The organism is Kitasatospora sp. NPDC048365, from assembly GCF_043200835.1.
Taxonomy (GTDB): Bacteria; Actinomycetota; Actinomycetes; order Streptomycetales; family Streptomycetaceae; genus Kitasatospora; species Kitasatospora terrestris.
The window spans coordinates 1-11,937 of the sequence record NZ_JBICYJ010000088.1 but is presented as its reverse complement, the minus strand read 5'-3'; the positions used below and the strand labels follow the sequence as shown (position 1 = coordinate 11,937).

The 11,937-nt window shown below is 75.8% G+C and carries 12 protein-coding genes; 8 read left to right on the top strand and 4 right to left on the bottom strand.

Annotation, left to right across the window (positions count from 1 at the left end; translation table 11 throughout):
* Positions 1 to 136: 136 nt before the first annotated feature.
* From ACGFX4_RS40760 to ACGFX4_RS40750, 3 genes are all read right to left on the bottom strand, one after another.
* Entirely contained in the window at positions 137 to 901 is a 765-nt protein-coding gene (locus tag ACGFX4_RS40760; protein WP_393086185.1) for an ABC transporter permease, read from the bottom strand.
* Entirely contained in the window at positions 898 to 1,848 is a 951-nt protein-coding gene (locus tag ACGFX4_RS40755) for an ATP-binding cassette domain-containing protein (RefSeq protein ID WP_393086187.1), read from the bottom strand. Before ACGFX4_RS40755 ends, ACGFX4_RS40760 begins: the two co-directional genes overlap by 4 nt.
* Before the next feature lie 89 nt (positions 1,849 to 1,937).
* Complete coding sequence (locus ACGFX4_RS40750; RefSeq protein WP_393086183.1) at positions 1,938 to 3,110, bottom strand: glycosyltransferase; 1,173 nt, start codon at positions 3,108 to 3,110, stop codon at positions 1,938 to 1,940.
* 99 nt (positions 3,111 to 3,209) lie between these two features.
* On the opposite strand from ACGFX4_RS40750, the gene ACGFX4_RS40745 reads away from it, so the two are divergent.
* From ACGFX4_RS40745 to murQ, 7 genes are all read left to right on the top strand, one after another.
* Complete coding sequence (locus ACGFX4_RS40745; protein ID WP_393086181.1) at positions 3,210 to 4,142, top strand: 3-oxoacyl-[acyl-carrier-protein] synthase III C-terminal domain-containing protein; 933 nt, start codon at positions 3,210 to 3,212, stop codon at positions 4,140 to 4,142.
* A 93-nt stretch (positions 4,143 to 4,235) separates the two neighbouring features.
* Positions 4,236 to 4,535: a phosphopantetheine-binding protein gene (locus ACGFX4_RS40740; RefSeq protein ID WP_345700036.1), complete on the top strand. Its 300-nt coding sequence runs from the start codon at positions 4,236 to 4,238 to the stop codon at positions 4,533 to 4,535.
* A gap of 4 nt (positions 4,536 to 4,539) precedes the next feature.
* Positions 4,540 to 5,376, top strand: a complete 837-nt coding sequence (locus tag ACGFX4_RS40735) for a hypothetical protein (protein ID WP_393086178.1) — start codon at positions 4,540 to 4,542, stop codon at positions 5,374 to 5,376.
* Between the two features lie 113 nt (positions 5,377 to 5,489).
* Complete coding sequence (locus ACGFX4_RS40730) at positions 5,490 to 6,161, top strand: 4'-phosphopantetheinyl transferase superfamily protein (protein ID WP_393086176.1); 672 nt, start codon at positions 5,490 to 5,492, stop codon at positions 6,159 to 6,161.
* On the top strand, positions 6,158 to 7,078 hold the full coding sequence (locus ACGFX4_RS40725; RefSeq protein WP_393086174.1) for a hypothetical protein: 921 nt from the start codon (positions 6,158 to 6,160) through the stop codon (positions 7,076 to 7,078). The genes ACGFX4_RS40730 and ACGFX4_RS40725 overlap by 4 nt, the downstream gene beginning before the upstream one ends.
* Positions 7,075 to 8,724 carry a condensation domain-containing protein gene (locus ACGFX4_RS40720; protein WP_393086172.1) on the top strand — a complete coding sequence of 550 codons (1,650 nt, stop codon included), beginning with the start codon at positions 7,075 to 7,077 and terminating at the stop codon, positions 8,722 to 8,724. Before ACGFX4_RS40725 ends, ACGFX4_RS40720 begins: the two co-directional genes overlap by 4 nt.
* Before the next feature lie 12 nt (positions 8,725 to 8,736).
* A complete protein-coding gene (gene murQ, locus ACGFX4_RS40715; RefSeq protein ID WP_393086170.1) occupies positions 8,737 to 9,666 on the top strand; it encodes an N-acetylmuramic acid 6-phosphate etherase in 930 nt (309 codons plus the stop codon).
* A gap of 43 nt (positions 9,667 to 9,709) precedes the next feature.
* On the opposite strand, the gene ACGFX4_RS40710 is transcribed toward murQ, so the two are convergent.
* Positions 9,710 to 11,224, bottom strand: a complete 1,515-nt coding sequence (locus tag ACGFX4_RS40710) for an MFS transporter (protein WP_393086168.1) — start codon at positions 11,222 to 11,224, stop codon at positions 9,710 to 9,712.
* 97 nt (positions 11,225 to 11,321) lie between these two features.
* Here ACGFX4_RS40710 and ACGFX4_RS40705 point away from each other — a divergent pair, with 97 nt between their 5' ends.
* Complete coding sequence (locus ACGFX4_RS40705) at positions 11,322 to 11,846, top strand: gamma carbonic anhydrase family protein (RefSeq protein ID WP_393086166.1); 525 nt, start codon at positions 11,322 to 11,324, stop codon at positions 11,844 to 11,846.
* Positions 11,847 to 11,937: the final 91 nt, after the last annotated feature.

Sequence of the window (11,937 nt, the reverse complement as noted above, 5' to 3'; positions counted from 1 at the left end):
GCCCCCCGGGGTGGGGGGGGGGGGGGGGGGGGGGGGGGGGGGGGGGGGGCCGGGGGGGGGGGCGGGCGGCGGGCCGCCGCCGGCGGGGGGGGGGCCCCCCCCCCCCCCCCCCCCCCCCTCCTCGTGCTGCGCGCGCCTAGCGGATCCGCTGGGCGAACAGGCGGGCCGCCCAGGCCACCGCCACCGCCGCGGTGACCGCGGTGAACAGCAGTCCGCGCCACACGGCCGGCGAGTCGACCTGGCCGGTGAACAGCGCCCGCATCGCCTCCACGCCCCAGTAGCACGGGTTCCAGGACGCCGCGGTGCGCAGCCAGGCCGGCGCCAGCGCGATCGGCAGCAGCGTGCCGGAGAGCAGCGCCAGCGGCTGCGCGATGGTGTTGACGATCGGCCCGAGCGCCGCGTCGCCGGGGACCAGCAGCGCCAGCCCGTACGACACGGAGGAGGCCATCAGCGCCATCAGGGCGAGCAGCGCGAAGGCGAGCAGCAGGTCGCCGACGCCCACGGTGAGGCCGAACGGGATCGCCAGCGCGGTGATGATCGCGGCCTGCACCAGCAGCGCCACGACCTCCCGCAGGGCCCGGCCGAGCAGCAGGGCGACCCGGCTGACCGGGGTGACCCGGGAGCGCTCCACGATGCCCGCGTGCAGCTCGCCGAGCAGGGTGAACCCGGTGAACAGGCCGCCCATCACGGCCAGCGCCGACAGCAGGCCGGGCACGTACACCCGGTACGCGTCGGCGGTCGAGACCGCCCCCGAGGAGGCCAGCGCGGTCTTCAGCAGTGGCGCGAACAGCAGCAGGTAGAACAGCGGTTGGAGCAGCCCGACCGCCAGCCACGCCGGTGTCCGGACCATCAGCAGCAGCTGCCGCTGGAACACCAGCCAGGTGTCACGGGCGAGCTTCACGCCGCCTCCCCTCCTCTACTGGTCAGGGCCAGGAACACGTCGTCCAGGCTGGGCCGTTGCAGCTGCACCAGCTCGGGTTCGGTGCCCGCGGCGGCGAGTTCGCGCAGCAGCTGCGGCACCGCGAGGGCGGCCTCCTCGACGTGCAGCCGCAGGCCGGTCTCGTCCGGCAGCCGCTCCAGGCGGCGGACGCACGGCAGCCGGGTGAGCGCGGCCTGGGCGGCGTCGACCGCGGCGGGCGGCAGGCCGACGGTCACCACGTCGCCGGAGATCTCCCGCTTGAGCTGCTCGGGCGTGCCCTCGGTGACGATCTCGCCGTGGTCGACGATGCCGATCCGGTCGCAGAGGGCGTCGGCCTCTTCGAGGTAGTGGGTGGTGAGCAGCACGGTCATGCCGTCGGCGCGCAGCCGGCGGATCTCGGCCCAGACCTGGGCGCGGCTGCGCGGGTCGAGGCCGACGGTGGGTTCGTCGAGGAACAGCACCCGGGGGCGGTGGATGACGCCGAGGGCGAGGTCGACGCGGCGGCGCTGGCCGCCGGAGTAGGTCCTGCAGCGCCGGTCGGCGAACTCGGTGAGGCCGAACGCCTCCAGGGCGCCCTCGGCGCGCTGCCGGGCGTCCGCCTTGCCGATGCCGTGCATCCGGGCCTGCAGGACGAGCTCCTCGCGCGCGGAGGCGCCGTCGGTGGTGCCGCCGCCCTGGGCGACGTAGCCGATCCGGCGGCGGACCTCGCCGGGTTCGGCGAGCAGGTCGGCGCCGGCCACGGTGGCGTCGCCGCCGTCGGGGCGCAGCAGGGTGGCGAGCATGCGCAGGGTGGTGGTCTTGCCGGCTCCGTTGGGGCCGAGGAGGCCGTACACCTCGCCTTCGTCGACGGTGAGGTCGATGGCGCGGACGGCGTCCACGGCCTGGGAGCCGCGGCGGGGCTGGAAGGATTTGCGCAGCCCCTTGGTCACGATCAACCCGGACTCCTGTGGTCGGTGGGATCGACTGCGGCACCGACCCTAGGGTCTGGAGCACCCCCGCCACAATGGTCTGGACCAGATCACCGGAGTGATCGGTTCCGTCCGTCGGCGAACCGCTCCAGGTGCCCGACCGCGGCCTGGACGCCTCCGCCGTGCAGGAGTTGACGGCCCATCATCAAAGCGGCCGCGCGGTGGGACGGCCGGTCGAGCACCGTCCGCAGCGCGTCCCGCAGCTGCCCGGACGTGGCGCCGGCGAAGTCCACCCGGACCCCCGCGCCGGCCGCCGCGACCCGCTCGGCGACGTACGGCTGGTCGTGCCGGATCGGCGCCAGCATCAGCGGGACGCCGTGCACCAGTGCCTCGCAGACGGTGTTCATGCCGCCGTGGCAGAGCACCGCGTCCACCGCGCCGCGGGCCAGCAGCTCCAGCACCGGCACCCGGTCCAGCGCGATCCCGCCGGCCGGCGCGGGGCCGCCGCCGGCCCGGGCCAGCACCGGCTGCACGTCCGGCGCCAGCTCCTCCAGGGCCTGCGCGACCCGCTCGTGGAAGCCGTCCGCGACCTCCGCCGACAGGGTGCCCATGGTGACCAGCACCCGTCGCCGCGAGCCGTCCAGTCGCTCCCAGGGGAAGTCCGTCGGCGTGCGCCCGCCCAGCAGCGGCCCCACCGTCGCGTACGGGGGCGGCAGTTCGCCGCCGAGCAGGGCGGGGTTGCCGGTGGAGAGCACCAGCCCGGGGGAGAAGCGCGGGTCGAGGTACTCCTGCTCCGGCAGCCGGGCCGAGGCCCACAGCCCGCGCAGCACGCCGTCCAGCCAGCGCTCCAACTCCCGCTCGCCGCGCAGCGGGCGGCCGATCTCCATCGCCGAGGGCGCGAACGTCGCCCACGGCACCCCGGCCCGGTGCGCGGCCAGCGCGCCCGCCGGGCTGTGCTGGTCGACCAGCACCACGTCCGGCCGCCACTCGGCGACCGCCCGCTCCACCGCCTTAAGGGTGAAGCGGCTGTACGGCACCACGAAGCCCTCCCAGAGCGAGCGGACCGCGGCCTCCCCGCCCCCCGCCTGCTCGCGGAACAGCCGCGACCCGGTCGGGAACAGCCTCCCCTCCGGCCCCAGCAGCGGGCGGAAGACCGGCTCGTTGCCCACCCAGGCGGCCTCGTGGCCGGCCGCCTCCCAGCCCCTGGCCAGGGCGAGCGCGGGATGGAGGTGGCCGGTCAGCGGCGGAACGGTCAACAGGCAGCGCAGCGGGCGCGACGGCATGGGCACGGGTCCTTGTCGACTCGGCGGGGTTCCCGGAAGCGGGGCGGAATTGGCCTAGACCCTTGTGCGGGTCGGCGAGGCGACGGAATACTAGCCCGCGTGACCGCTCTGGAAGCAGTCGCCGTCCACCTGCCCCCCGTGGCCCGGCCGATCGAAAAGCTCGGCGAGGAACTCGGGTTGAGCGACCGTCAGGTCAAGCTGTTCCGCCGTTTCCACGGCCTCGACCAGGTCCGCCTGGACCCGGACGGTGACCTGACCGATCTGCTCGAAGGCGCCGCGACGGCGCTGACCGCCCTGCGCGGCCGCGAACACCGCGTCCGGTACGTGCTGCACGCGCGCAGCATGCCGATCGCGGCGCCCTACCCGCACAACCCGCTGCACGAGCTGCTCGGCCGTCTGGGGCTGGAGCACGCCCGTGCGTTCACCGTCACTCACCACGCCTGCGCCGGCTCCCTGCTGGCCATCGACGTGGCCGGTCGGCTGCTGGCGGCAGAACCCGACCCCGAGGCACTGGCGTTGATCCTGGCGGGCGAGAAGACCTTCACCCGGGACGCCCGACTCGTCCCGGAGACCGCCCTGTTCGGCGAGGGGGCGGCCGCCTGCCTGGTGCGGGCCGAAGGCGAACGCGACCGCGTGCTGTCCTATGCGGTCGACCTGCGCGGCGAGTTCGACGGGCGACTCGCCGAGGATCCGGACCTGCTCGCGCGCTACCAGCGCGGCTACCCGGACGCCGTGGTCGGCGTCATGCAGGCGGCACTGGACGAGGCCGGGGAGACCTGGGACTCGATCCGGCTGCTGCTCCCGCACAACGTCAACCAAGTCTCCTGGAAACGGATCTGCCGCACGGTCGGGCTCCCGCTCGACCGGGTGGTGCTGGAGAACGTCCCCGCGGTGGGCCACAGCTTCACCGCGGACGTCTTCCTCAACCACCGCACCGCCACCACCCGGGGCCTGCTCCACCCCGGCGACCGCTACCTGGTCGCCGCCGCGGGGCTCGGCGCGACCTTCGCCGCCATGGTGCTCCAGCACTGACGGCCGCGACGCCGCGCCGCGCCCCCGCCCCGGGGCACTCGTCAACTCTCCCGCCGCGCCCCGCACCGGGCCCGGCCCCAGATGGGATCCGCCATGACCGAAACCGCCCCCGCCGTCGAGACGGCCGTCGACCCCGAGCTGCGCGAGCGCGTCGTCGAGGGCATCCGGCTGCTGCTGCCCCGCGTCCTCAAGCGCGAACTCCCGCCGCCGGACGAGAACGTCTGCCTCTTCGACGAGCTCGGCCTCACCTCCGCGGGCACCCTGGAACTCATCCTCGAACTCGAGGACCACCTCGACATCCAGGTCGACGTCGAGGAGATCGGCCAGGACGACCTGCGCTCGCTCGGCACCCTGGCCGGCTTCGTCGCCGCCCACGTCGTCCCCGAGGACTGAGCCCGTGCGCGTCAGCGGCCCGCTGCCCCCGCAGCCCGCCGCCGCACCGCTGCGCCTGGCCGCCGCCGCGACCGCCGACTTCACCGGCGACTCGCCGCTCGCCCGCGACCCGGACCTGCGCGTCCTCGTCTCCGACCTCGCCCGCCCGTACGGCGTCGCGCTCGACGAGGACGCGCTGCGGCACGGCCGCGGCCAGTCGTACGGCGAGATGGCCGAGCAGCTCCTCGCGCAGCTCGTCCCGGACGGGCCGGACGTCGACCTGCTGGTCCTGGTCTACGCCGCGCCCGACGTCCGGCCCGGCCGGGCCGTCGCCGTGCACCTCGCCGGCGTCTGCCCGGGGCGGCCGCTGGCGTTCGCGGTCTGCGACCAGGGCTCCGCCGGGACGTTCAGCGCGCTGCGGATCGCCGACGCGTACGGCCGCACCGGGGGCGCCCGGCGGGCCCTGCTGATCGCGCTCGAACAGTCCTCGCTGCACCACCGGCCCGACCGTCCGGCCCGGCTGCCCGACCGGCACACCGCCTCCGCCCTGCTGTTCGAGACCGGCGGCAGCCACCGGCTGGCCGCCCACCGGGAGCGCGCCGCCGTCACCACCGCCGGGCTGCCCGCCGCCTTCGCCGCGCTCACCGCCGACCTGCCCGCCGACACCCGGCTCCACCTCGGGCCGGGCCTCGCCCACCTCCCCGCGACGGCCACCCGCCGCGCCCTGCCGGGCACCCCGTTCACCGGCACCTGGCGGACGCTCGCGACCGCCTTGCCGACCCCGTACCCGATCGCGCTGGTCGACCACGACCCCGACCACGGGCGGCTCGACCTGGCGCTCCTGACCCCGGAAGCGGCGTGATGGGGACGGCCCGGGCGGCGGCAGCGCACGTGGTGGACCCGGGGCCGTTCCGGAGCGCGGCACCGGGCCTTCCGTCGAGCGCGGTTGCCGGTGTGCCGGTGGTGGAGGTGTGGGTGATCCGGACGGACCAGCCACCGGAGACGGTGGCCGATCTCGGCCGGTACCTCGACGAGGAGGAGCGCTCGCGGCAGGCCGGCGCACCGGCCGCGCGGTCGCGGTTCACCGTGTCGCACGCCGCCGCCCGGCTGCTGACCGCGGCCGCCGCCGGCGTCCCGCCGTCGGAGGTCCGCTGGCGCCGCGGCCCGCACGGACGCCCGGACGCCGCCGGTCTCGACGCCCGGCTGACCGTGAACCTCTCCACCGCCGGGCCGTGGTCACTGTTCGCCGTCGCCCCGGCCGGGGCGGACGTCGGCGTCGACCTGGAGGCCGAGCCGCCCGCCGCGGCCGCGCTCCGGCTCGCCCGCCGCTGGTTCCCGGCCGCCGAGGCCGCCGAGGTCGAGTCGGCCGCCTCCCCGCCCGCCCGCTTCGCCGAGCTCTGGACCCGCAAGGAGGCGTACGTGAAGGCCCTCGGTGCCCGCCTCGCCGAAGGCCTGCCCGTTCCCGCGGCCGGCAGCCCGGTCCGCGGGCCGGCCGGTACCTGCGCGGTCCGCTCGCTCGCCCTGCCCCCCGAACTCCGCACCCACCGCGCCGCCGTCGCCCGCCGCTCGACCGAGCCGTTCGCCGTGCGCCTGCGCACCTGGTCCCCGCCGTCCGCATCCCGTGCATCCCGTGAGGCCCACCGATGACCGATCCCAGCCCCGCCACCACCGACGCGACGCCCCTGCCCACCGGCGTGCCCGGCGTCGAACTGCACCCCGGCCCGTACCAGGACGTGATCGCCGCCCTCCGCACCGGCATCGCCGCCCTCGCCGCGAACGCCGCCGCCGACACCGCCGCGGCCGAGCCGCTGCGCCGGGTCGCCGTCCCCCCGGTGATCTCCCGTCGCACCATCGAACGGGCCGGCTACGCTGCCTCCTTCCCGCACCTGCTGGGCACGGTGCACGGCTTCACCGGCACCTCCCGCGAGTGGCGCGAGCTCGCCCCGCTGGTCGCCACCGGCGGCGAGTGGCACGCGCAGCAGGAGATCACCGACCTGGTGCTGCTCCCCGCCGCCTGCTACCCGCTCTACGAGCTGCTCGCCGGCCTCGACGTCACCGAGGCCGCGCCGCGGTTCTCGGTCGAGGCGCAGTGCTTCCGGCAGGAGGCGACCAGCGAACCGGGCCGGCTGCGCAGCTTCCGGATGGCGGAGCTGGTCACCGCCGGAACGCCCGCCCACTGCACCGCGTGGCGCGACCAGCACCTCGACCTGATGGAGGCGTGGCTGACCGCGCTCGGCCTGAAGCCGACCGTCGAGGTGGCCGACGACCCGTTCTTCGGCGGCGGCCGGAAGGTGTTCCAGGCGGCCCAGCGCGCCCAGCAGTTGAAGTTCGAGCTGCGCGTCCCGCTGGCCGACGGCGTGGTCCAGGCGGTGGCCTCCGCCAACCTGCACAAGGACCACTTCGGCGAGGTCTTCGGCTTCACCGCGGCCGGGGCGCCCGGGCACACCTCCTGCGCGGCGTTCGGCCTGGACCGGATCGCCCGAGCACTGCTCCACACCCACGGGCCCCGGCCGTCCGACTGGCCGGCCGACCTGGCGCAGGCGCTCGAAGGGGGCCGGGCATGACCACCGAGCGCGTCACGATCGCCTACCGTGTCCCCGGCGAGCCCGCCGAGGCGCCGCTCACCCTCGGCCAGGACAACATGATCCGCTGCCTGCGCCGCGACCTGCCCTCGCACATGAACAAGCACGCCGTCTGGCCCGTCCCGCCCGGCGCCGACCGGACCGCCTGCCTGGACGCGCTGCGCACCCTGGCCGAGCGCCACGCCGCCCTGCGGACCGTCTTCCCCGGCCCGGCCGGCGACCAGCCGAGCCGCCAACGCGCCTTGACCGATGGCGAGTTCGGAGTCGACGTCACCGAGCTCGACCCGGCCGAGGACCCGGACGCCCGGGCCGACGAGGTCACCCGGCACGACCGGGAGTTCGCCTTCGTACTGGCCGAGGACTTCCCGCTGCGCTGCACCCTGCTCACCCGCGACGGCGTCCCGCTGCGCCTCGCCGTGGTCATCTGCCACGCCCAACTCGACGGCACCGCCACCGGGTTGCTGTTCCAGGACTGGGTCCGCCTGGCATCCGGCGAGGAGCTGCCGCCCGCCACCGGCCGGACCCCGATCGAGGTCGCCGAACTGGAGCAGTCGGCCTCCGGCCGCCGCCGGGCCACCGCGGCGCTGCGGCACTGGGAGCGGATCCTGCGCGAGGAGCCGGTGACCGTCTTCGCCGACGACCGGATCGGCCCGAACGACGCCCGACTGCCCACCCTGGTCCTGCGATCCGTCAAGGCGGCGGACGCCCTGGAGCGCACCGCCCGGCGCACCGGCGCCGGCCCGTCGGCCGTCCTGCTGGCCTGCTACGCCGCCCTGGCTGCCGCCCGGGCCGACCAGACGACCGTGGTGGTGGCGGCGCTCTCCGCCAACCGGCACCGGCCGGGGCTGGCGGACCACATCGGCACCCTCGCCCAGGACGCGCTGCTGGCCCTGGACACCGCCGCCGCCGACCTGGACGAACTGATCGGCCGCACCCAGGCGTCCGCGCTCGGCGGGTACTGGCACAGCACCTTCGACGCGGAGAAGATCTGGCAGCTGATCGAGGACGTCGCCGTCGACCGCGGCGCCCGGTTCGTCCGCCAGGTGGTGGTCAACGACCTGAGCGGCACCGTCCCGCCCGAGGTCACGCCCGAGCGGGCCGACCCGGCGGTCGACCCGCTGCTCGCCTGGCTGCCGCCGGACCCGATCCCGACCCGGCTGATGCTCAACATCTGGCGGGTCACCGGGTGCCTCGAACTCACCCTGCACACCCACCGCGACGTGCTCGACCGGGCGGAGAGCGAGCGCTTCGCGCACGCCCTGCTGGACCTGCTGGAGCTCGCCGCCGAGCGGCCCGTCCCGCTCGCCGAACTCGCCGCCCTGGCCGGCCTGCCCACCGCCGTTCGCGACAAGGGCAGTTGGCACCGGGTCGACAACACCTGGATCGACCTGGACGCCGTCGCCGACCTGGTGCGCACCGCCCTCGACCCGCAGGACGTCGACGTCGAGCACGCGGACGGCAGGCTGACCGCCCGGATCACCACCCGCGGACGGGCCCTCACACCCGCCGAGGCGCACGCCGCCGTGATGGCCGCCCTGCCCGGCCACGACCGGGCGATGGCCCCGCACCACTACGTGCTGACCCCGTACGGGGAGGGCCCCGGCCGCCCCGAGGCCCCGGCGGGGTGAGACGATCGGCCCATGACCAGCAGTGACCGGCCCGACCTCCGCGCCCAGCTCGACCGGCTCGCCACCGAGGCGTACCGGCCCGAGCTGGCGGAGATCGACCTGCTGCCCACCCTCGAACTGGCCCGGCTGATGAACGCGGAGGACCGCACGGTCGCCGACGCGGTCACCGCCGAACTGCCCGCGATCGCCGCCGCCGTGGACGCGATCGCCGAGCGGATGGCGCGCGGCGGCCGGCTGGTGCACGCGGGCGCGGGCACCGCCGGCCGGCTCGGCGTGCTGGACGCCGCCGAGTGCCCGCCGACCTTCAACACCGCGCCCGGCCAGGTGGTCGGCCTGATCGCGGGCGGCCGGGAGGCGGTGCTGCGCGCCGTCGAGGGCGCCGAGGACAGCCGCGAACTCGCCGAGGCCGACCTGGCCGGCCTCGCGCTCACCGCGGACGACACCGTGGTCGGCATCTCCGCCTCCGGCCGCACCCCGTACGCGCTGGCCGCGGTCGAGCACGCCCGGACGGCCGGTGCGCTGACCGTCGGCCTTTCGTGCAACCGGGGCTCGGCGCTGGCGGCCGCCGCCGAGCACGGCATCGAGGTCGAGGTCGGACCCGAACTGCTCACCGGCTCCACCCGGTTGAAGGCCGGCACCGCGCAGAAGCTGGTGCTGAACATGCTCTCCACGCTGGTGATGGTGCGGCTCGGCAAGACCTACGGGAACCTGATGGTCGACGTCCGCGCCACCAACGAGAAGCTGCGCGCCCGCTGCCACCGGATCGTCGCCCTGGCCACCGGTGCCGAGGACGCCGCGGTGGCGGCGGCGCTGGCCGCGACCGGCGGCGAGGTCAAGGACGCGATCCTCACCCTGCTGGCCGGGGTCGACGCCCAGGCCGCCGCCCGCCTGCTCGCCGCCCACGGCGGCCGCCTGCGCGAGGCCCTGCGCGCCGCGCTCTGAGTGCCGCGGTCCGAGTGCCGCGCTCTGATCCACCGCGGGCGGGTCAGTGCTCCGCGGAGCGTTCGATCTCGTTCTCCCGGACCAGCCACAGGGCCAGGGCCGCGCCGGCCAGGCTGACCAGCGCGCCGAGGAAGAGCACCAGGTTCAGCCCGGACAGGAACCCGTCCCGGGCCGCCACCGTCAGCACCTGCCGGGCCGGGACCGGGACGGCGGCCAGCGCCTCCCCGAGGCTGCCCGAGGACGCCGCCTCGACCAGTTCGTGGGCCGGCGCCCCGGCGGCCACCGGGCCGGCCAGCTCGGTGAAGCGGTCCGTCCCGCGCGCCACCAGCACCGCGCCCCACACGGCGATCCCGACGGCGATGCCGACCTGCCGGAAGGTGTCGTTGATGCCCGCGGCCATGCCGCTGCGCTCCTTGGGCACCACGCTGACCGCGACGTCCGCGATCACCGGGTTGATCAGGCCCACGCCCGCGCCGCCGATCAGGAAGCCGGCCAGCAGCGTGGTCCAGCTGTCGTCGGGCTGGATCCCGCCCATCAGCAGCAGGCCGACGCCGATCATGGCCAGGCCCACGCCCAGCATCAGCCGGGCCTGCACCCGGGAGAGCAGCAGTCCGGCGACCGGCGCGATCAGGAAGCTCAGCACGGTGATCGGCAGGTAGCGCAGGCCCGCCTGGAAGGGGGACAGGCCCAGGTAGTTCTGCAGGTAGAGGGTCAGGTAGAGGAAGAGCGCGAACAGCGAGGCGGAGACCGCGAAAGCCGCCAGCTGCACTCCCGTGAACGCCCGCCGCCGGAACAGGCCCAGCGGCAGCATCGGCTCGGCGACCCGCAGCTCCACCGCCACGAACCCGGCCATCAGCACCGCCGCGGCGGCGAACAGCCCGAGGATCAGCGCGCTGGTCCAGCCCTCGGCGTTGCCCCGGACCAGCGCCAGCACCAGCAGGAACAGCGACGCGCTGAACAGCGCCACGCCCGGCCAGTCCACCCGGGTGGCGTTCGGGTCGCGGCTCTCCCGCAGTTTGACGAAGGTGACGGCCAGCGCGGCCGCGCCGATCGGCACGTTCAGGTAGAAGATCGACTCCCAGCCGAGCGCGTCGGTCAGCGCCCCGCCGATCAGCGGCCCGACCGCGACCGCGATGCCGATGGTGGCGCCGTAGACGCCCATCGCCGCGCCGCGCTCCCGGCCGGCCGCGAACTCCTGGGCGATCAGCGCGAGCGACACCGCGAACATGATCGCGCCGCCGACGCCCTGGACCGCCCGCGACCCGTTGAGGAAGGCCGGGTTCGGCGCGACCGCGCACAGGAAGGACGCCACCGAGAAGATCACCAGGCCGATGGCGAACATCTTCCGCCGCCCCAGCCGGTCGGCCAGCGAGCCCGCGGTCAGCACCAGCGCCGCCAGGGTCAGGGTGTAGGCGTCGAAGACCCACTGGAGGTCGGTGAAGCTCGCCCCCAGGTCGGCGCGGATCGACGGCAGCGCGACGTTCACCACGGTGATGTCGAGCAGCAGCATGAAGGTCGCCACCGAGACGGCGAGCAGGGTCCACCACTTGCGTTCCACCGGGTCACTGTACGTACGGTCGACCCCCACCCGGGGTGACCGACGCGGCCGAGTAGCCTGGCTGCGCCCGTACCGCCCTCACCCCGGGAGTCCACCCATGCCCGAAGCGCTGATCACCGGAATCGGCGGCCTGGAGCCGGAGATCGACCCGAGCGCGTTCGTCGCGCCGACCGCCGTGGTGATCGGAGCGGTCCGGCTCGGCCCGCGCGCCAGCGTCTGGTACCAGGCGGTGCTGCGCGGCGACGCCGAGGCGATCGCGATCGGCGCCGACTCCAACGTCCAGGACAACTGCACGGTGCACGCCGACCCCGGCTTCCCGGTGCGGGTGGGCGACCGGGTGACGGTCGGTCACAACGCGGTGCTGCACGGCTGCACCGTCGAGGACGACGTGCTGGTCGGCATGGGGGCCCGGGTGCTGAACGGGGCCAGGGTCGGCACCGGCTCGCTGATCGCGGCCGGCACGGTGGTGCCGCAGGGCGCCGACATCCCGGCCGGTTCGCTGGTGGCGGGGGTGCCCGGCAAGGTCAAGCGGCCGCTGACCGCCGAGGAGCAGGCCGCGATCAAGCTCAACGCGGACGGCTACCTGCTGCTCTCCGACGCCCACGCGGAGCTGTACCGCTGACGTGCGCCGGGGGGGGGGGGGGGGGGGGGGGGGGGGGGCCGCCCCCCCCCCCGGCGGGGGGGGGGCCGCCCCGCGCGGGGGGGGGGGCGCG